Origin of the sequence: Parabacteroides sp. AM17-47 (assembly GCF_003434625.1) — a bacterium.
Classification (GTDB): Bacteria; Bacteroidota; Bacteroidia; order Bacteroidales; family Tannerellaceae; genus Parabacteroides; species Parabacteroides distasonis.
Genome location: NZ_QTLI01000004.1, coordinates 218,665 through 240,360, shown reverse-complemented (window position 1 = coordinate 240,360; position 21,696 = coordinate 218,665). Strand labels below are relative to the sequence as shown.

Below are 21,696 nucleotides of genomic sequence, written 5' to 3'. Positions count from 1 at the left end.
ACTTTTCTATTAAAACAAATCCACAAGCAATTTAGATGGCAATTTCCGGTTCTATTTTAGTATCCCAAACAGAATATCGACTAAAAGAAATCGGTTCGACAGAAAACAACTATATTTGTCCTCATTTAATAGTGACTGAATCATGGCAGACAATTATCTGGAAAATAAGTACGCAGAATACCAAGCCCGGAAGACTTCCGGCACTAGAACGGGGCATACAACGAAGACACTTCATAAAACAAGAAGAGTCTTCATCACCGGTGGAGCCGAGGGGATCGGGAAAGCGATTGTAAGGGCTTTCAGAGGAGCCGGACATCGTGTGGCCTTCTGCGACAAGAACGAGACCTTAGGAAAAGAGACTGCCCTACAAACCGGGACACAATTCCATCTCGTGGACGTTAGTGATAAAACCGCACTAGAAGATTGCCTGCGAAAGATCATCGAGGAGTGGGGAGATATTGATATCATTATCAACAACGCAGGTGTCAGTCAGTTCTCTCCCATCACGGAAACAAGCGTAGAGGATTTCGACAAGATACTATCCATAAACTTACGCCCGGCGTTTATCACCTCCCGCCAATTAGCGCTCCATCGGCAATCTCTCGATATCCCCAATCCATACGGCAGGATTATCAACATCTGCTCTACCCGTTACTTGATGAGTGAACCCGGTAGCGAGGGATATGCCGCCTCTAAAGGAGGTATCTATTCTTTGACACATGCGTTGGCCTTATCGCTCTCGGAATGGCATATCACGGTAAACTCTATCGCTCCCGGTTGGATACAGAATAACAATTACGACCAGCTTCGCCCGGAGGATCATGCTCAACATCCGTCCGGAAGGGTGGGAAAGCCGGAGGATATCGCCCGTATGTGCTTATTTCTTTGTCAAGAGGAAAACGATTTCATTAATGGCGAGAATATTACGATTGACGGTGGGATGACCAAGAAAATGATCTATCTCGACTAAATAAACATCCGTATATGACACAAACATCGAATATAGAAACCAACCGTCTTGTGCTCCGTCCTTTCAGCGAAAGCGATGCTCCTGATGTTTTTGAGAGCTGTAAGAATCCAAACCTAGGCAATAACGCAGGATGGAAACCTCTCGAAACGATCGAAGAGACTATTGATGTACTAAATACCATATTTATCGGAAAAGAAGGGGTTTGGGCTATCGTATCAAAAGAGACTCAACAAGTCATTGGCTCCATTGGCATCATTCCTGATCCCAAAAGAGAAAACCCACATGCTCGCATGCTGGGTTATTGGCTAAAAGAAGAGTGTTGGGGACAAGGCTTCACGACAGAAGCAGTGCAATCCGTATTGAATTACGGATTTACTCAAATGGATTTACATTTGATCACGGCAAATTGTTATCCTCACAATCAACGCTCACAACGTGTATTAGAGAAGAATGGATTCGTATACGAAGGACGGCTTCATCAAGCAGAGCTAATGCATACTGGACAAATAGAGGATCATTTGTGCTATTATCTTGACCATCATTCCTTTTCAAACAAAAACAATAGTTTATGATAGTAGTAACAAAAGATTTATATACGCTCAGGAGTTGGGAAGGTCAAGATACGGAATCCTTAACCTTGCACCTTAATAACAAGAAGATCTGGGATAACTGTCGGGATGGATTGCCTCATCCTTATACAAAAGAAAATGCCCGCTGCTTCATCAGCCAAGCACGAGAAAAAACTGAAATATCGGATTTCTGCATTGTGGTTCATGGTGAGGCAATCGGCAATATAGGTTTTGTGAGAGGAACGGATGTGGAACGTTTCAATGCGGAAGTCGGTTATTGGATCAGTGAGAGATATTGGAACCAAGGGATTACCTCTGAAGCGTTAGCCGATGCGATCCAGTATTATTTTGAGCATACGGAGGTTATTCGTATATTCGCCACGGTGTATGAATATAATCTGGCATCCATGCGGGTATTAGAGAAAGTGGGATTCAAGAAGACTGGCATCTTCCGAAAAGCTTGTTACAAAAACGGACGATTCATCGATGCGCATCATTTTGAGATCGTAGCGGATGAGAAATTAGTTGGGAACAAAGACTTATAATCCATTTATGCAAATAAGACAATTACAGGTAAACGAATACGATAAGGCATTAACCTTGTCTTTGGACGTGTTCATCCAATGTGGCAAGAATGACTTCGACGAAGAGGGATTGAAAACCTTCAAGAGTTTCATTTACAATAAGGATCTGGTAAATGAGCTAACCATTTACGGAGCATTCGAGGGTGAGTCATTAATAGGTCTAATCGCGACAAAAAATGAAGGAAAGCATATCTCCTTATTCTTCATCACGCCTATGTATCATGGAAAAGGTATCGGCAAACGATTATTCGAGGCCGCTATCCAAGATAAGCCAGTCTCGGAAATGACAGTCAACTCCTCTTCCTATGCAATCCCAATCTACCGGAAATTCGGGTTCGAACCAATCTGCGAAGAACAAACTACACATGGGATGAAGTACACCCCGATGAAGCGAACGATAACCCGTCCCTCCTTCGAGGACTTCAATGAGCTTCTTCTGCTTTGGGAAGCGTCCGTACGTAGTACCCATCATTTCCTAAAAGAAGAGGATATCTTATTTTATAAAGAACTTGTTCCCGGATATTTCCCATTGGTAGAACTTTATATCATCCGAAATGAGCGAGGAAAGATCGCCGCCTTCATGGGCTTAAGCGATGAGCTTATCGAGATGCTTTTCGTACATCCGGAAGAGCAAGGCAAAGGATTAGGTAAACGACTTATCCAATTCGCCTTGCAAGAGACACCCATCCGAAAAGTCGACGTAAATGAGCAAAACACAACCGCACTTCATTTCTATCAGCATCTGGGATTCCAAGTGATAGGAAGAGACGAGACAGATTCCTCCAACAAGCCATTCCCGATACTTCATCTTCAAGCTACACTTCCTTAAAAATTTAAGGTAATCGTGTAGCCTATCATGACTATATGCGTAGCCTAACGAAGGCATTCTTATCAAAAAACAGGACTAGTTACACATAAAAAAAGCCCACCGATAAAGGACGATGGGCTAGAACCTAAATGTTTTCACAACGGAATAATCCTTATTGTGATTTGCTTCAAATTAGTATAGCAAAGAAATAAAGAATATATTTATAAAGCAAGTATTTCTTGATAATTTATTTTATCTTTGAAAAAATCGTTAACACAATACTAGTCATGAAAAAAATAGTAGGATTAGATTTAGGTACAAATAGTATAGGATGGGCATTAATCAATGCTTATATAAATAAAGAACACTTATATGGTATAGAAGCTTGTGGCAGTCGTATTATACCTATGGACGCAGCCATTTTAGGAAATTTCGATAAGGGAAATTCTATCTCACAAACTGCGGATCGAACAAGCTATCGTGGTATACGTAGATTGCGTGAACGCCATCTATTAAGACGTGAGCGCCTGCATAGAATTCTCGATTTACTCGGCTTTTTACCAAAGCATTATTCCGATTCTCTCAATCGCTATGGCAAATTCTTAAATGACATAGAATGTAAATTACCTTGGGTAAAAGACGAAACAGGTTCTTACAAATTTATCTTTCAGGAGTCTTTTAAAGAGATGTTGGCCAATTTTACCGAACATCATCCCATACTTATCGCAAACAACAAAAAAGTACCCTACGATTGGACGATCTATTACCTTAGAAAGAAAGCATTAACACAAAAAATATCAAAAGAGGAACTCGCTTGGATTCTTTTGAACTTTAATCAGAAACGAGGATACTATCAACTTCGAGGTGAAGAGGAGGAAACTCCAAATAAACTAGTAGAATATTATTCATTGAAAGTAGAAAAAGTCGAAGACTCGGGAGAGAGAAAAGGCAAGGACACCTGGTATAACGTACATTTGGAGAATGGGATGATTTACCGGCGCACAAGTAATATACCATTGGATTGGGAAGGTAAAACTAAAGAATTTATAGTCACCACTGATCTAGAGGCTGATGGTAGTCCTAAGAAAGATAAGGAAGGAAATATAAAGCGTTCTTTCCGTGCGCCAAAAGATGATGATTGGACATTAATTAAAAAGAAGACGGAAGCAGATATCGACAAGATCAAGATGACTGTCGGCGCTTATATTTATGATACACTTCTGCAAAAACCAGACCAGAAAATACGTGGGAAGCTAGTACGTACTATCGAACGTAAATACTATAAAAACGAACTCTATCAAATACTAAAGACCCAAAGTGAATTTCATGAGGAATTACGAGATAAACAGTTATATATTGCTTGCCTTAATGAGCTTTATCCCAATAACGAACCACGTAGGAATAGTATTTCCACACGAGATTTCTGTCATTTATTTATAGAAGATATCATTTTCTATCAACGTCCACTGAAGAGCAAGAAATCATTGATCGACAATTGTCCCTATGAGGAAAATAGGTATATTGATAAAGAGAGTGGAGAAATCAAACATGCATCCATTAAATGTATAGCCAAGTCTCATCCTCTCTATCAAGAATTTCGCCTTTGGCAATTTATTGTAAACCTACGTATCTACAGGAAGGAAACGGATGTTGACGTAACACAAGAATTACTCCCTACCGAGGCTGATTATGTCACTTTATTTGAGTGGCTGAATGAAAAGAAAGAAATCGATCAAAAAGCCTTTTTTAAATACCCGCCATTCGGCTTTAAGAAAACAACTTCAAACTATCGTTGGAATTATGTGGAAGATAAACCTTATCCCTGTAATGAAACCCATGCACAAATAATAGCTCGTTTAGGAAAAGCGCATATCCCAAAAGCTTTTCTTTCTAAGGAAAAGGAAGAGACATTATGGCATATATTATATTCCATAGAAGATAAACAAGAAATAGAAAAAGCCTTACACTCTTTTGCCAATAAGAATAACCTAAGCGAAGAGTTTATTGAACAATTCAAGAATTTCCCTCCTTTCAAGAAGGAATATGGCTCTTACTCGGCTAAGGCGATAAAGAAATTGCTTCCATTGATGCGAATGGGTAAATATTGGAGTATCGAAAACATAGATAATGGGACAAGAATACGAATTAATAAAATTATAGATGGAGAGTATGACGAGAACATTCGTGAGAGAGTTAGACAAAAAGCTATTAACCTAACTGATATTACCCATTTTCGAGCTTTGCCTTTATGGTTAGCTTGTTATCTAGTTTACGATCGTCACTCCGAAGTCAAGGATATAGTTAAATGGAAGACTCCCAAGGATATAGATCTCTATTTAAAATCGTTTAAACAACATTCGTTACGCAACCCAATCGTGGAGCAAGTGATAACGGAAACCTTGCGTACCGTACGAGATATTTGGCAACAAGTAGGCCATATCGATGAGATACATATTGAATTAGGACGGGAAATGAAAAATCCGGCGGACAAGCGTGCCCGGATGTCACAACAAATGATAAAGAACGAGAATACCAATTTACGCATAAAAGCACTATTGACTGAATTTTTGAATCCGGAATTTGGAATAGAGAATGTACGTCCATATTCCCCCAGCCAGCAGGATTTATTGCGTATTTATGAAGAAGGCGTACTAAATAGTATATTAGAATTACCGGAAGATATAGGAATTATATTAGGAAAATTCAACCAAACAGATACTCTAAAACGTCCAACACGCTCGGAAATACTACGTTACAAACTATGGTTGGAGCAAAAATATCGTTCACCTTATACAGGCGAAATGATACCATTAAGTAAATTATTCACTCCTGCTTATGAAATAGAACATATTATTCCTCAATCACGTTATTTCGATGATTCACTTAGCAACAAGGTGATCTGTGAATCTGAGATAAATAAATTGAAGGATAGGAGCCTCGGCTATGAGTTTATTAAAAACCATCATGGAGAAAAGGTGGAATTAGCTTTTGACAAGCCTGTTGAGGTACTTTCCGTGGAAGCCTATGAAAAACTTGTGCATGAATCTTATTCACATAACAGAAGTAAAATGAAAAAGTTACTCATGGAAGATATTCCAGATCAATTTATAGAACGGCAACTCAACGACAGCCGCTATATTAGTAAAGTAGTAAAATCTCTGCTTTCTAATATAGTGCGTGAAGAAAACGAGCAAGAGGCTATCTCCAAGAATGTCATTCCTTGTACAGGAGGTATTACCGATCGATTAAAAAAGGATTGGGGCATCAACGATGTTTGGAATAAGATTGTACTTCCTCGTTTCATTCGGTTGAATGAACTGACTGAAAGTACCCGTTTCACTTCTATCAATACCAATAATACAATGATCCCCTCCATGCCCTTAGAGTTACAAAAGGGATTCAATAAAAAACGTATTGATCACCGCCATCATGCGATGGATGCCATTATCATTGCATGCGCAAATCGTAACATCGTGAACTATCTCAATAATGTGTCGGCTAGTAAAAACACAAAGATAACACGGCGAGATTTGCAAACCCTATTATGTCACAAGGACAAGACTGATAATAACGGTAATTACAAATGGGTTATTGACAAGCCTTGGGAAACATTCACTCAAGATACATTGACAGCTTTGCAGAAAATAACGGTTAGCTTTAAGCAAAATTTGCGTGTGATCAACAAGACAACAAACCACTATCAGCATTATGAAAATGGAAAGAAGATAGTCTCCAACCAATCAAAAGGGGATAGTTGGGCTATCCGTAAATCAATGCATAAGGAAACGGTTCACGGAGAAGTAAATTTGCGTATGATAAAAACCGTATCATTTAATGAGGCCTTAAAGAAACCACAGGCAATAGTAGAAATGGACTTGAAGAAGAAAATACTCGCTATGCTCGAGTTAGGCTATGACACTAAAAGAATAAAGAACTATTTCGAGGAAAATAAAGATACTTGGCAAGATATTAATCCATCAAAAATCAAAGTCTATTACTTTACAAAAGAGACGAAAGACCGCTATTTTGCGGTGCGGAAGCCTATAGATACTAGTTTCGACAAAAAGAAGATAAAGGAAAGCATTACAGATACAGGTATCCAACAAATTATGCTTCGACATTTGGAAACTAAAGACAATGATCCCACATTGGCATTCTCTCCAGATGGTATTGATGAAATGAACCGTAATATTCTTATATTGAATAAAGGAAAAAAGCATCAGCCCATTTATAAAGTGCGTGTCTACGAAAAAGCTGAAAAGTTTACTGTAGGACAAAAAGGGAATAAGCGAACTAAATTTGTAGAGGCAGCAAAAGGAACCAACCTGTTCTTTGCTATCTATGAAACAGAAGAGATTGATAAGGATACGAAAAAAGTAATCCGTAAAAGAAGTTATAGCACGATTCCCTTAAATGTAGTGATCGAACGCCAAAAGCAGGGACTTTCCTCGGCTCCTGAAGATGAGAATGGTAATCTACCTAAATATATACTCTCTCCTAATGATCTGGTATATGTACCGACACAGGAGGAGATTAATAAGGGGGAAGTCGTAATGCCGATAGATAGGGATCGAATATACAAAATGGTTGACTCAAGTGGCATTACCGCTAATTTCATCCCAGCTTCAACAGCCAATTTGATTTTTGCTTTACCTAAAGCTACTGCAGAAATCTATTGTAATGGTGAAAATTGCATTCAGAATGAATATGGTATTGGTAGTCCTCAATCTAAAAATCAAAAAGCTATAACAGGTGAAATGGTTAAAGAAATATGTTTTCCCATTAAAGTTGATAGATTAGGAAATATAATTCAAGTAGGTTCATGTATACTAACTAATTAGATTTTATCCTATGATTAAGAAAACATTTTATTTTGGTAATCCTGCTTACCTGTCACTTCGTAACCAGCAATTAGTTATTAAGTTACCGGAGATAGTAAAGAATGATACTGTGCCCGAAAGCTTCAAACGACAATCAGAAATTACTAAACCAATTGAAGATATTGCAGTGATAGTTCTTGACAACAAACAAATTACTATTACCCAGGGTGTATTGGAAGCATTACTAGAGAATAATTGCGCAGTTATTACATGTGATGGACGAAGTATGCCAGTAGGCCTCATGCTTCCGCTTTATGGAAACACGACACAAAATGAGCGCTTTCGAGATCAATTAGACGCTTCCTTACCTTTAAAGAAACAACTTTGGCAACAGACTATTCAAGCGAAAATCAACAATCAAGCATCAGTATTATGCTCTTGTAAAAACGAAGAAATAAAATGTATGCGAATATGGGCCAATGATGTACGTAGTGGAGATCCTGACAATTTGGAAGGACGTGCAGCTGCTTATTATTGGAAGTATCTGTTCGGACACATAGAAGGTTTTACAAGAGATCGGGAAGGTATACCTCCTAATAATTTATTAAATTATGGTTATGCTATCCTTCGTGCTATTGTTGCACGTGGACTAGTCACAAGTGGTATGTTACCCACATTGGGTATTCATCACCATAACCGATATAATGCTTATTGTTTAGCTGATGACATCATGGAACCTTATAGACCTTATGTTGATGAGCTTGTATTTGGTTTAATAAGAACAAAGGGTATATCACCCGAAATATTAACAAAAGAATGGAAAGCATCACTTCTTTCTATTCCTACATTAGAAGTTAAGATTGGAGGTAAACGAAGTCCGTTAATGATCGCTGTCGCTCAAACAACAGCCTCTCTTTACAAATGTTTCAGTGGAGAGCAACGAAGAATCGTGTATCCAGAACGGTAATAATCATGGATCGATTTAGCGAATATCGTATTATGTGGGTGTTGGTATTATTTGACTTACCTACGGAAACAAAAAAAGAAAAGAAAGCTTATAGTGATTTCCGTAAGAATCTGCAGCGTGATGGCTTTACCATGTTTCAGTTCTCTATTTATGTGCGACATTGCGCCAGCCAAGAAAATGCAGAAGTACACATAAAACGAGTAAAATCATTTTTACCAGAACACGGGCAAATAGGAATAATGTGCATTACAGACAAACAATTTGGGAATATTGAGTTGTTCTATGGGAAAAAAGTACAACCTCCTAATACACCCGGCCAACAATTAGAGCTTTTCTAGAAATAATAAATCCCGTCATAAAACGGGATTTATTACATTGGAAACTTTTCTTTTTTATTTTCTAACCATTCTATCATCTAGTTGATATACAGCATATAATACAGATTAAGCTGTTTCCAATGGATCAAAGATACTAATTTGAAAGCAAATCACAACGTATTTTATCCAATACCTTTTTACCATTATGCTGTTTCCAATGGATCAAAGATACTAATTTGAAAGCAAATCACAACGTATTTTATCCAATACCTTTTTACCATTATGCTGTTTCCAATGGATCAAAGATACTAATTTGAAAGCAAATCACAACTCGGTTCTCTCGATTATAACAGTCAACGTGCTGTTTCCAATGGATCAAAGATACTAATTTGAAAGCAAATCACAACAATATTCGTGAGGATGGTCGTGATAAGGAGGCTGTTTCCAATGGATCAAAGATACTAATTTGAAAGCAAATCACAACCTTACGACCTGTGGAAATTGCTTAATGACGCTGTTTCCAATGGATCAAAGATACTAATTTGAAAGCAAATCACAACATGCTATCACTGAAATGATTGAATTTCTTAGCTGTTTCCAATGGATCAAAGATACTAATTTGAAAGCAAATCACAACACACTACGAAAAAGGGACTGGGAGCAATCAGCTGTTTCCAATGGATCAAAGATACTAATTTGAAAGCAAACCACAACGACACGGGTTATGTGAACGGCCAGCGTGTGGCTGTTTCCAATGGATCAAAGATACTAATTTAAAAACAAATCACAACGCAAGCCAACCGTCACCATTCGCCCCAAGACTGTTTCTTGTGGAGCAAAGATACTATTTTAATAAATACTTAACCTTCTTCAACTGATCCTTTACTCGGTAACACCCTCCGTTATTTTTACAATCAATTGTTAAATCATTTAATAAATTCATATATCGCATATCTATCCATTCTTTTATCAATGGGGCACAAAAGTAAGTGAACTAGGGAAACTTTGCTAAAAAGACTATAACTTTACGGCAGAAAAGATAAAGAGACAACAACAAAGATTGAGAATGGACCTAAAAGAGAGACTATCAAGCCGCTGTCATATAGAGGATATCCATGAGATATTATTTTATGTACAAGGGAACCAAGAACGGAAAGCAGAGCTATACGATCTGATATTCGATCCGGATGATGCCGTTAGTTATCAAGCGTTATGGGTCTGTAGCCATTTCTCGACCAAGGAAAACGAATGGCTATATGATAAACAGGATGAGCTGATAAATGAAGTGCTTAGCTGTGAGCACTCCGGTAAACGACGCATTCTCTTGAACCTGCTTGTACGACAGCCCCAGACGAATCCCCCACGGGTAGATTTCCTGAACTTCTGCCTGGACCGGATGCTTTCAGCGAAGGAATTACCCGGTGTGCAAACGCTTTGCATGAAACTGGGATATGAGTTATGCCGCCCCATACCCGAGTTGCTACAGGAATATAAGACACTACTCGATCTGGCGGAACCCGATTTACTACAAATCTCTTTGCGAACCGTACATAAGAACATCTTAAAAAAATACGATAAAACATGAGAAAGATTTTCACACTATTCTTCTGTGCCGCCTCCTTGGCCACAGGACTAGCGCAACAAGAATCCTATTTTACCAATCCCGTGATCCACGGTGACGTAGCCGATCCTTCCATTATCCGGATCGACCAGACTTACTATATCACTGGCACCTCCTCGGAATGGGCCCCCTATTATCCGGTTTTCACCTCTACCGATTTGGTGAACTGGCAGCAAACCGGACATGTATTCGACGAGAAGCCGGAATGGACTAAATCCTCATTCTGGGCTCCGGAATGGTATCAGCATAAAGGGAAGGTATATGTCTATTATACGGCCCGGAAGCAATCGGATAACATCTCGTGCATCGGTGTCGCCGTGGCGGATTCACCTACGGGCAAGTTCAAGGATTACGGCCCGGTGGTAGAGTTTGGGAAGGAAGCGATAGACGCATTTATCTTGGAGGACAAAGGCAAACTTTACATCAGTTGGAAGGCTTATGGATTGGATAACCAACCCATAGAGTTATTGGCCTGTAAGTTGACGGACGATGGGCTTCGCCTAGACGGAAAGCCTTTCAGCCTGCTGCGTGACGATGAGCGTCAAGGTATGGAAGGTCAGCATTGGTTCAAGAAAGACGGATATTACTATATCATCTACTCCGTGAGAGGCTGTTGCGGCCCGCAGAGCGATTACGCCGTATCCGTGGCTCGCTCGAAAAAGCTGGAAGGTCCTTACGAGAAATACCAAGGAAACCCGATCTTGCACGGAAGCAAGGAGGTTCTCTCCATCGGTCACGGAACGATTACGACTACACCGGACGGACGCATGTATTACCTATGCCACGCTTACCAGCCGGGAAGCGGCTTCTACCAAGGTCGCCAACCTTACCTGCAAGAGGTGAGAATGGGCGAGGATCATTGGCCTCACTTCGTAACCGGGGAATACGCGAGCCGCACGCAACCCATGCCATTTGCCGAGTCCGCACAAGTGCCGGTATTCGATTTCTCGGATGATTTCACCGGTGCTACCTTGCGTCCCGAATGGAGTTGGAACTATCCTTACACGGATGTCAAGACCGAGATCAAGAACGGTAAACTATCTCTATCCGGAACACCGAAACCCGGCGTAAAGACCGGAGCGGCACTTTGTTTACGCCCAACCTCCCCGGATTACACGTTGGAAACAGCGATCGTAAACCGGAATGACAGTTGGAAAGGAATCACGATGTACGGAGACGCAAATAACCTAATCACCTGCGGATGCGCTGGAGACCGTTTGATATTGAAATATATCCTAGAGGGGAAAGAACATCCATTGGCCGATCTTCCTCTTCCCGCCTCGCCTTTATATCTACGGATGAAAGTGACCGACGGTACGCATAGCACGTTCTACTGGAGTAAGGACGGACAAGCATGGAACGAGATCGTCGGCGAAACTCTCTCCGCAAAAGAGACCCGGTCGTTGATCCAATGGGATCGTATCTCCCGTCCGGGATTGTATCAAGAGGGAGATCCTACGGCATCGGCCATTTACGCTTATTGTCTATTACAAAATGAATGATGGAATCTAAGTTTCACACGTTTGCCCAACCGATACAATCGATCCCCTTACCGGAACGATTCACGTATCCTTTTCACTATACACCGCATCCTCTATGCGTAATAGCGGCTGAGGAGACGCAGGCATACCTGAAAGAACGAACCGAATGGCGGGAAGAGTTACAAACCGGAAAAATGTTCGGCGTATTGGTGGTTCGTACTCCCGCCGGAGAGGTCGGCTATCTGGCCGCGTTCTCCGGTAACCTAGCGGGGAAGAATGTACATCCATTCTTCGTCCCCCCGATCTATGACCTATTACAACCGGATGGTTTCTTCCGGCAAGAGGAGGAGCGGATCAATGAGATCAATGCCCGTATCCGAACCCTGCAAGCCTCTCCAGCTCTCGAAGACGCACGGTCGAGGTTACAAAGCACGATCGAATACTGCGATTTCGTATTACAGGCCGCAAAAGACTTGATGAAAAAGAGGAAAGAGGAGCGCGACCGACTTCGGCAGTTCCCTCTCACGGAAGAAGAGACCGCACTTCTTATTAAAGAGAGCCAACACATGAAAGCCGCTCACAAGCTAACCAAGAAATCATTGCGGTCTATACTGGAGGAGGATCAAGCCAAGGTGGATCGGCTTGAGCAGGAGATCGAGCAACTGAAGCAAGAACGCAAGCGACGGTCGGCGGCCTTGCAACGCAAGTTGTTCGAACAATTCCGAATCCTGAACGCCCGGGGCGAGGTGAAGGACTTATGCGAACTGTTCGCCCCTACCTACCAAGGTGCGCCGCCTGCCGGAGCGGGTGAGTGCGCCGCCCCTAAACTCTTGCAATACGCCTACCAGCATCAGTTGGAACCGATTGCCATGGCTGAGTTCTGGTGGGGCGATTCTCCCAAGACGGAGATCCGGCACCATGGATATTATTATCCGGCTTGCAAAGGAAAATGCGAGCCGATCCTCCATCATATGCTACAGGGATTGCGGGTAGATGAAAATCCGTTATTGGCGGACTCTCACCAGGAGACGAAGCTGGATATCCTTTATGAGGATGACTATTTGTTGATCGTCAATAAACCGGCGGGTATGCTTTCCGTCCCCGGCAAGGGAGACGCGGACTCCGTCTATCACAGGCTGCATATCCTTTATCCGGATGCCACCGGCCCGATTATCGTGCATCGTCTGGATATGGCGACATCCGGCTTGCTACTCGCCGCCAAGACCAAAGAAGCGCATCAGAACCTACAAGCCCAATTCAAAAACCGAACCATCCAGAAAAGGTATATCGCCTTATTAGAGGGTGAAGTTCCCCAAGATGAGGGTGAGATCCGTCTCCCGCTATGTCCCGATCCTTTGGACAGACCTCGGCAAATCGTAAGCGAAGAATTCGGGAAACCTGCCTTTACACGCTACCGGGTATTGGAACGGACTTCCGGAAAAACCCTTATCGCCTTTTATCCCCAAACCGGACGTACCCACCAGCTACGGGTACACGCCGCCCATCCCCTAGGTCTTCATTGCCCCATCCTTGGCGACGAGCTTTACGGACGAAAGGCGGAACGGCTCTATCTGCACGCTGAATATCTAGCATTCACGCATCCTATCACTTTCGAGAGGATAGAGATACGTGCCAAGATTCCATTTTCTCAACACTAAAATTGTCTATTATATCCAATAACTAAACAGATACTAAAGATGAGAACTATCAGAAGTAAAATATTAATAGCCATGGGATGGGTAATGCTTATTAACGTCATTGTTTTAGGCTTCTTCGGCATCCCTACTGGTATACTACTGTGCGCCTTGATAGGACTAGCCTATGGAGTCTATAAACAAGATAAGCCTTTCCGTCTATATTCTTCTATCGCCCTGATTGCGACTATCGCCTTTTTCATCGTCTTCTATATACAACTTCAACATATGTAAATAACCGTATCAAATCCCTGTAATCATTATGGAAACAAATTATCAAAAGTTCTTGGCGGGCGAGTATTGCAACCATCTGGATCAAGAAGTCCTGCAAATGATCGTCCAGACGAAAAACCTACTCGCTCGTTTGAACGCAACCAATATAACCGACAGCGCTACAAGAGATGCCCTCTTACGCCAAATGCTAGGAAGCATTGGCAAGTATTCCAGCATTGATATAAATTTCCATTGCGAATGCGGGAAGCACATCTTTATTGGTGACAAGGTCATTATCAATATGAACTGTACGTTTTTAGACGATAATATTATCAAAATAGGAAATAACGTCCTCATCGCCCCCAACGTACAATTATATACGGCTACGCACCCGATAAATGCGAACGAACGCTTCGTGAATGATTGGGACGAACGATCGGGGGATTTATTTTTCAGGACAAAAGCCCTCCCCATCACCATTGAAGACAATGTTTGGATTGGTGGTGGAACGATCGTCTTACCCGGTATCACGATCGGGAGGAACAGCGTGATCGGGGCAGGCAGTGTAGTGACAAAATCCATTCCCACCTATAGCGTGGCCGTCGGTAACCCATGTAGAGTGATCAGAGAATTACCCAAAGAAGACTTATAAGAACTTGCCACCCATTAAAATCACCGGCATTTCCTAGGCGCTCCATGCCATGAGCATCCTAGGCAAAATACCTCTGTCAAGTCAAATCCGGACAGATCCGTAGTGGGATCTTTGGGAACGACCTCCCCATTCTCGTGAACATACACTAAAAGACGTTCCCCTGCCGCATTCTTTACATACATAGAAGGGATATCACACTGCGGACACCGATACTTTCTCATCATCTAATCTTTTCTTTATCTTTTTATAAACATACAAAAACGCAGGTATCAAGAATAAGTCAGCGGCAACCCAAGCCAACGGATCACCGAAGCAAACGCCCAAGAACCCAAAAGCGGGAACCGCATACAAGCTCACCAAGACACGTGCGATCATCTCTGAAACACCCGAGAGCATCGCAAGGTTGCTAAAACCTACCCCTTGTATCGCGTAACGCAAGATACACAGTAGCCCGACAGCCGGGAAGAACCAGCAAGAAATATGCAAAAACTGCTCCGTATAGTCCAGTATCTCGACCTCAGATGGAGCCACAAACAACAAGGCCAGCCAACGAGACCCCAGCATCAAGATCATCCATGTAGCGGCGGCATACGTAAGCATCATCAACGAACTCACTTTAATTCCCTGCAAAATACGCTCTGGCTTTCCCGCCCCATAATTCTGTCCGCAATACGTAGCCATGGCGATACCCAAACTCTCAAAAGCGCAAATGAAGAACATCTTGATACGGGCGGCGGAAGTAAAGGCAGCGACACAGGCCGTGCCCAAGGCGTTATTGGCGCTCTGCAACATGATACTGCCAATAGCGGTAATAGAAAATTGCAATCCCATCGGAACCCCCATCGCCAATAAGGTACGGGCCAGCCCGGCATGAAACCTTCGATCCTCAGAGGAAGTAGCCCGTAAGATCGGAAATTTCCGAAGCATATATAAATAACATAGAATGGCGGAAAGCCCTTGCGAGAAAACCGTAGCGATAGCCGCTCCCATCACACCCCATCCTAACCCCAAGATGCAGAATAAATCCAAGAAAACATTCAAGACCGTAGAGAACAGCAAGAACCAGAACGGAGTCTTGCTATCTCCCAAAGCCCGCATGATACTTGCCAACAAATTATAGAAGAATGTACAAGGAATACCGATAAAAGTAACAAACAAATATTCATAGGCCCCATCGAAGATATTCCCGGGTGTCTGCATCCCCCGCAAGATATCCCGGCAATAGAAACCGGAGATAGCGGCGATCACCACGGACATCACCGTAGCCAATTGCAACCCCACCGCCACATAACGGCGCATCGTCGCATAATCCCTCGCCCCGAACTTTTGAGCTACCGGGATGCCAAAACCAGCGCAACATCCGTTACAGAATCCCAGAATCAAGAAAATCACCGAGGTACTGGCTCCTACGGCAGCCAGCGAATTAATACCTAGAAATTTACCAACGATAGCGGCATCGATCAAAGAATAAGTCTGCTGAAGCAGATTCCCTAATAACAATGGCATCGTGAAACTGAATAGAAGAGGGAATACAGCACCCCTCGTCATCTCTTTTGAGTTTGCCATACATCTAAATTAAAAGGATAAACAAAGAGGATAGAAAAACTGATTAGTCATCGCAAAGGTAACAACCCTAAGGTAAAACGCAACTCTCTCCATCATTATTTCAAACCGGAATTCACATAAAATAACAATGCCCATCGTAAGGTCTTTACAATGGGCATCGTAAGGTGCTTAGAATGCCTATTGTAACAGGCTTACAATGGGCATCATGGTTTTCTTATTCCAACGAGAAAGAATACGGACGATCGCTATCTTGTATACCTCGCTGTTTATTAGGGGTATCACTCATTTGGTATTGGATCTTCGCGCCACCTAGCAACTGCTCGTGTGTCAAGAAATTGCGGGTGTAGGTCTTGCCGTTTACTTTCATACCCTTGATGTAACGATTTTCCCGATCGGCCTTGTCCGCTTGGATCAACACCTGCTTTCCGTTATCCAGATGGAGCTTTACGGATTTGAACAAAGGGGTACCTAATACATATTGGTCGGTACCCGGACATACGGTATAGAAGCCTAAGGCAGAGAACACATACCATGCGGAAGTCTGTCCGTTATCCTCATCGCCGCAATAGCCATCCGCCTCAGCGGTATAAAGTTTGTGCATGATCTCGCGCACCCAGTATTGGGCTTTCCAAGGCTCGCCGGAATAGTTGTATAGATACACCATATGCTGGATGGGTTGGTTGCCATGGGCGTATTGTCCCATATTCATTACTTGCATCTCACGCATCTCATGGATCATACCGCGGCTATCCATACCCAAACGACTAGGCATCTTGAAGACGGAATCCATCATGTGGTTGAATTCCTTCTTTCCTCCCATTAAGTCGATAAGACCTTGCGGGTCGTGGAAAACACAGAAACTCCAATGCCAGCTATTACCCTCGCAGAAATCACGGCTCCAGTCCGTACCTTTAAAAGAAGGGTTGAACTCGCCCTTATCAGAGCGTCCGACCATCAACTTATATTTTGGGTCGTACACATTCTTATAGTTGTTAGCCCGTTGCTTGAAGATATCGATCTCGCTTGCCGGCTTGCCTAGTTTCTTGCCCAAGGTATAAATCGTCCAGTCATTATAAGCATATTCCAAGGTACGAGCCACATTTTGTCCGATACCGATATTATTCGGTACATAACCCAGTTTATTATACTCCTCGTAAGCGACACGACCGGAAGCCGTTCTCGGCAGTTGGCTATTCGCGTCATGCTTCAAAGCTTCCCAAAGCGTCTCGATATCGTATCCTCTCAAGCCTTTGATATAAGCGTCAGCTACCACGGAAGCGGAGTTATTGCCGACCATACAATCCCGATGGCCCGGACTTGCCCATTCCGGCAAGAAACCGCTCTCTTTATAAGCGTTCACCAAACCTTCCTGCATCTTTTGGTTCATCTCCGGATACATCAGGTTCAAGAAGGGGAAAAGACAGCGGAACGTATCCCAGAAACCGGTATCGGTAAACATATAGCCCGGCAAGACCTTACCGTTATAAGGGCTATAATGCATGACTTGCCCTTTGGCGTCGATCTCATAGAAGCTACGAGGGAAAAGCAAGGAACGATACAAGCAAGAATAGAAAGTACGCAAGTTATCGATGTTCGTATCCTCTACCTCGATCTTACCTAATTCCCGGTTCCAGATTTCCTTACCTTTGGTCACTAGCTGATCGAAACCAGTATCTTCCACCTCACGCAAGTTCAACTCGGCCTGCTCGGTGCTGATGAAAGAAGAAGCCACGTTGGCATGCACCACCTCGCCGGCCTTTGTCTCAAAACCGATGATAGCGCCGGCATGGTTTGTCTTCACCTCCGACTCATCCAACTGGATCGCCCCGTTCTTAACCGTAGAGGAGAACGTGAATGGCTTATCGAATTGGATCACGAAATAATTCTTGAAGTTACGGGGAACACCGCCCGTGTTCTTCGTGGAATAACCGATGATCTTACGTTCCGCAGGCAATACCTTTATATAAGAGCCTTTATCGAAAGCGTCGATGACGATATACGCTTTCTTGGTTTCCGGGAATGTAAAGCGGAACTTAGCCGCACGTTCCGTCGGAACCAACTCGGTAGTCACGTCATGATCGGCTAGATAGACCCTATAATAATAAGGTGTAGCTACTTCCCCTTTGTGAGAGAACCAGCTAGCCCGTTTCTCCTCGTCGAAGACCAAGCCTTCGGTAGTAGGCATAATGGAGAACTGCCCGTAATCGTTCATCCACGGGCTCGGTTGATGGGTTTGCTTGAATCCCCGGATCTTATCCGCGTCGTAGCGGTAGGTCCAGCCGTTCCCCATCTCGCCGGTCTGGGGAGTCCAGAAGTTCATACCCCAAGGCATGGCCGTGGCCGGATAGGTATTTCCGGTAGATAATTCGTACTTGGATTGGGTACCGACTAACGTATTCACGTAGTCCACAGGATTCTCTACGGCGGAAAGCTGCATGCAGCAGGCTATCCCCATCGCTAAGATTCCTTGCTTGAAAAAAGATGTTTTCATGTTTATAAGAATATTAATATTGTCTGTATTGTAGAGACGGGGCGTGTCCCGTCTCATCCCTGCAAAATAGTAATTTAAGATACTATCAGTCTGTGGGAGACGGGGCACGCCCCGTCTCTACAACTTGGTGATTGTGTAGGCTGTAACGTTGGCCGCTTTCCGGACAAGTAGCGAATCCTTCGGAGTCAAATACAAGGCGATGGCCGTACTCGCTTACCCAACCGATCTGCCGCGATGGATTTCCTACGACCAGCGCATAAGCCGGAACATCCTTCGTTACCACCGCCCCGGCACCGATCATGGCATACCGCCCGACCGTATGCCCACAGATAATCGTAGCATTAGCTCCAATCGAGGCTCCCTTGCCAATCACCGTCTCCTTATACTGGTCTTTCCGAGAGATAGCGCTACGCGGATTGGTTACATTTGTAAACACGCAACTAGGCCCCAAGAACACATCATCCTCGCAAATCACCCCCGTATAAATAGACACATTGTTCTGTACCTTCACGTTATTCCCTAAGACCACGCCCGGCGATACGACTACATTCTGGCCGATATTACACGCCCTGCCAATCACGCATCCCGTCATGATATGGGAAAAATGCCAGATATGGGTTCCTTCCCCGATCTCACAACCGGCATCGATTACCGCTGTCTCGTGCGCTTGATAACTCATATCAATCCTCTTATTTATAGATTAGGAAAATAGTAGGCTTCTTGCTCAGATCGGGAACTTTACCCGCCCATTCCTTGACCGGGCGAGTATGGATATACTCATCCTCACAGGTTATATTCGAGGCGATACACAGTTTCGTAGACGGACGGCACGTACGGATCAACTCCTCGGCCAGTTTATTATTCCGGTAAGGAGTCTCGATAAACAATTGCGTCTGATGCTCGGAATAAATTCTTCCCTCCAATTTCTTGATCGTGTTCGTTCGCTCGGAAGCATCAATCGGCAGATAACCGTGAAAAGCGAAACTCTGTCCGTTAAAGCCCGATCCCATCACCGACATCAAGATAGACGAAGGCCCTACCAACGGTACCACCGGATAATCCTTCCGTTGGGCGATAGCCACTACGTCAGCACCCGGATCTGCGATCGCCGGACAACCCGCCTCCGAGATCACGCCTACGCTCTCGCCTTTCGCCAAAGGAGCCAGAAAACCAGCTACTTGTTCCGGTGAGGTATGTTTATTCAGCTCATAAAATGTCAAGTCATCGATCACGATCCCCGGCTCCACCTTTTTCAAGAAACGGCGTGCCGTACGCACGTTTTCCACGATAAAATGCCGGATAGATAAGATCACGTCACGGTTGTACTCTGGTAAAACACGGCGATGTTCCGTATCGCCCAAGGTAACTGGTATAAGGAAAAGAGATGCTCGCATACTGTTTGTTTTCCGCGAAAGTAGTACTTTTGCCGCAAACTAACAGAATAATCATGGCACTTCCTATTGATTTTATTACCCGTACACGGGCTTTACTTGGCGAGGAGTTCGATCGTTTAGAGGCAGCGTTAAACGCTGATGTTCCCGTAAGTATCCGTATCAACTCGATGAAAGGGACTCCCGCTCCCAAAGCAGGTGCTCCGGTTGCTTGGTGCGAAAGCGGTTTTTATTTGCCGGAACGGTTGTCTTTCACCTTCGATCCTCTATTCCATGCGGGGGCCTATTACGTGCAGGAAGCGTCTTCCATGTTTCTGGAACAAGCGATCAAGGCATACGTGAAAGAGCCGGTACGTTGCTTGGATTTATGCGCCGCCCCGGGTGGCAAGTCCACGCATCTGGCGAGCTTATTGCCGGATGGAAGCCTGTTAGTGAGCAATGAGGTGATCCGCAGCCGGAGTTATGTATTGGCCGAGAATATCGCTAAATGGGGCCGCCCGGACACGATCGTTATCAATAATGACCCGGAGGAGATCGGCGAGGCATTGCCTCATCTGTTCGACGTGATCGTCACCGACGTACCTTGTTCCGGTGAGGGCATGTTCCGGAAAGATACGGATAGCACAGGCGAATGGAGCGTAGATAACGTACGGCTTTGCGCCTCCCGTGGGCGGCGCATCATCCATGATATCTGGAACGCCTTGAAACCCGGAGGTATCTTGATCTACAGTACATGTACCTATAATACGGAAGAGGATGAGGAGAACATACATTATATAATAGAGGAGCTGGGAGCCGAGGCATTGCCTATCCCTACCCAAGAGGAATGGCAGATCACCGGCGCCCTCCGGTTTGAACATCCGGTTTACCGCTTCTTCCCGCATAAGACACGGGGTGAAGGCTTTTTCCTCGCCGCCCTCCGGAAAGCGGAAGGCGAGATCGAGGAGATTCGTGTCAAGTCCAAAGGGAAAAAAGAGCGAGGAAAAGCCGCTCCGTCCATCCCACAGGAGGCCCGTCTGTTCCTTTCGGATGAAACTTCGTTTTCTCTCGAATGGAACGGCAGTTTCCTTCGAGCGTATCCCAAAGCCCATTCGGATCTATTTTCACTCATCAATGCCAAGCCTTTACGGGTACTTTCCGCCGGTATTTGCCTAGGAGAAGCGAAAGGGAAAGACTTTATCCCGTCTCAAGAGCTGGCTTTAAGTACTGCCTTAACTCCCAACGCATTTCCATCCGTGGAACTGGAATGGGAAGACGCTATTAAATTCTTAAAGAAAGAGGCGCTCGTCTTACCCTCCGGCATAGATAAAGGATATGTGTTGGTACGCTACCAAAGACTTCCGCTAGGTTTTGTAAAGAACCTTGGCAACCGGGCCAATAACCTGTATCCGCAAGAGTGGCGTATACGGACGGGATATATTCCGGAGGAAATCAAACTATTTTTAGGACGATAAGACCACTATATAGGCATAAAGCCACACGTATATACGTATAAGACCACACTTACGTACGTGTAGGCCGATGCGTATATACGCATGAGGTTACGCCTATA

The 21,696-nt window shown here is 43.8% G+C and carries 18 protein-coding genes, 1 pseudogene and 1 CRISPR repeat array; of the genes and pseudogenes, 14 read left to right on the top strand and 5 right to left on the bottom strand.

All coding sequences use genetic code 11. The features are described 5' to 3' along the window. The first annotated feature begins 142 nt into the window (after positions 1-142). From DW205_RS04730 to DW205_RS04675, 13 genes and pseudogenes are all read left to right on the top strand, one after another. Positions 143-970, top strand: coding sequence for an SDR family NAD(P)-dependent oxidoreductase (locus tag DW205_RS04730; protein ID WP_005864270.1), 828 nt, complete (start codon positions 143-145; stop codon positions 968-970). Between the two features lie 14 nt (positions 971-984). Continuing rightward, entirely contained in the window at positions 985-1,542 is a 558-nt protein-coding gene (locus tag DW205_RS04725; RefSeq protein WP_005864269.1) for a GNAT family N-acetyltransferase, read from the top strand. Then, positions 1,539-2,084, top strand: a complete 546-nt coding sequence (locus DW205_RS04720) for a GNAT family N-acetyltransferase (RefSeq protein WP_005864267.1) — start codon at positions 1,539-1,541, stop codon at positions 2,082-2,084. The genes DW205_RS04725 and DW205_RS04720 overlap by 4 nt, the downstream gene beginning before the upstream one ends. A gap of 7 nt (positions 2,085-2,091) precedes the next feature. Beyond that, positions 2,092-2,529: pseudogene (locus DW205_RS22805) on the top strand (GNAT family N-acetyltransferase); the annotation flags it as partial. Further along, positions 2,509-2,952 carry a GNAT family N-acetyltransferase gene (locus DW205_RS22800; RefSeq protein ID WP_306439182.1) on the top strand — a complete coding sequence of 148 codons (444 nt, stop codon included), beginning with the start codon at positions 2,509-2,511 and terminating at the stop codon, positions 2,950-2,952. The pseudogene DW205_RS22805 and the gene DW205_RS22800, both read left to right, overlap by 21 nt. 266 nt (positions 2,953-3,218) lie before the next feature. Further along, positions 3,219-7,772, top strand: a complete 4,554-nt coding sequence (cas9, locus tag DW205_RS04710) for a type II CRISPR RNA-guided endonuclease Cas9 (RefSeq protein WP_005864263.1) — start codon at positions 3,219-3,221, stop codon at positions 7,770-7,772. A 10-nt stretch (positions 7,773-7,782) separates the two neighbouring features. Then, positions 7,783-8,718: a type II CRISPR-associated endonuclease Cas1 gene (gene cas1 / locus DW205_RS04705; protein WP_005864261.1), complete on the top strand. Its 936-nt coding sequence runs from the start codon at positions 7,783-7,785 to the stop codon at positions 8,716-8,718. Between the two features lie 5 nt (positions 8,719-8,723). Continuing rightward, on the top strand, positions 8,724-9,056 hold the full coding sequence (gene cas2, locus DW205_RS04700) for a CRISPR-associated endonuclease Cas2 (protein WP_005864259.1): 333 nt from the start codon (positions 8,724-8,726) through the stop codon (positions 9,054-9,056). A 109-nt stretch (positions 9,057-9,165) separates the two neighbouring features. Then, positions 9,166-9,826: direct repeats of the CRISPR family, unit length 47 nt; unit sequence GCTGTTTCCAATGGATCAAAGATACTAATTTGAAAGCAAATCACAAC. A 275-nt stretch (positions 9,827-10,101) separates the two neighbouring features. After that, a complete protein-coding gene (locus tag DW205_RS04695; protein WP_121963062.1) occupies positions 10,102-10,620 on the top strand; it encodes a hypothetical protein in 519 nt (172 codons plus the stop codon). Beyond that, complete coding sequence (locus DW205_RS04690; RefSeq protein WP_121963061.1) at positions 10,617-12,158, top strand: family 43 glycosylhydrolase; 1,542 nt, start codon at positions 10,617-10,619, stop codon at positions 12,156-12,158. The genes DW205_RS04695 and DW205_RS04690 overlap by 4 nt, the downstream gene beginning before the upstream one ends. After that, positions 12,158-13,795: an RluA family pseudouridine synthase gene (locus tag DW205_RS04685; protein WP_005864251.1), complete on the top strand. Its 1,638-nt coding sequence runs from the start codon at positions 12,158-12,160 to the stop codon at positions 13,793-13,795. Before DW205_RS04690 ends, DW205_RS04685 begins: the two co-directional genes overlap by 1 nt. A 39-nt stretch (positions 13,796-13,834) precedes the next feature. Further along, positions 13,835-14,065, top strand: coding sequence for a hypothetical protein (locus DW205_RS04680; protein WP_008778700.1), 231 nt, complete (start codon positions 13,835-13,837; stop codon positions 14,063-14,065). 28 nt (positions 14,066-14,093) lie between these two features. Then, positions 14,094-14,696, top strand: a complete 603-nt coding sequence (locus DW205_RS04675; protein WP_005854288.1) for a sugar O-acetyltransferase — start codon at positions 14,094-14,096, stop codon at positions 14,694-14,696. Between the two features lie 20 nt (positions 14,697-14,716). Here the strand turns inward: DW205_RS04675 and DW205_RS04670 are convergent, their stop codons facing one another. The 5 genes from DW205_RS04670 to DW205_RS04650 all read right to left on the bottom strand — a co-directional run bounded on the left by DW205_RS04670 (position 14,717) and on the right by DW205_RS04650 (position 20,147). Then, positions 14,717-14,920 carry a hypothetical protein gene (locus tag DW205_RS04670; RefSeq protein WP_005864247.1) on the bottom strand — a complete coding sequence of 68 codons (204 nt, stop codon included), beginning with the start codon at positions 14,918-14,920 and terminating at the stop codon, positions 14,717-14,719. Then, positions 14,889-16,262, bottom strand: a complete 1,374-nt coding sequence (locus tag DW205_RS04665; RefSeq protein ID WP_005864245.1) for an MATE family efflux transporter — start codon at positions 16,260-16,262, stop codon at positions 14,889-14,891. The genes DW205_RS04670 and DW205_RS04665 overlap by 32 nt, the downstream gene beginning before the upstream one ends. Positions 16,263-16,476: 214 nt before the next feature. Continuing rightward, the gene (locus tag DW205_RS04660; RefSeq protein WP_005864243.1) at positions 16,477-18,753 is read right to left on the bottom strand and encodes a GH92 family glycosyl hydrolase; all 2,277 of its coding nucleotides are present in this window, start codon (positions 18,751-18,753) and stop codon (positions 16,477-16,479) included. Between the two features lie 85 nt (positions 18,754-18,838). After that, a complete protein-coding gene (locus tag DW205_RS04655) occupies positions 18,839-19,432 on the bottom strand; it encodes an acyltransferase (RefSeq protein WP_005864242.1) in 594 nt (197 codons plus the stop codon). 10 nt (positions 19,433-19,442) lie between these two features. Further along, positions 19,443-20,147 carry an SAM-dependent methyltransferase gene (locus tag DW205_RS04650; protein ID WP_005864241.1) on the bottom strand — a complete coding sequence of 235 codons (705 nt, stop codon included), beginning with the start codon at positions 20,145-20,147 and terminating at the stop codon, positions 19,443-19,445. Between the two features lie 53 nt (positions 20,148-20,200). Between DW205_RS04650 and DW205_RS04645 the strand changes: the two genes are divergently transcribed. After that, positions 20,201-21,598: an rRNA cytosine-C5-methyltransferase gene (locus DW205_RS04645; protein WP_005864240.1), complete on the top strand. Its 1,398-nt coding sequence runs from the start codon at positions 20,201-20,203 to the stop codon at positions 21,596-21,598. Positions 21,599-21,696 lie beyond the last annotated feature (98 nt).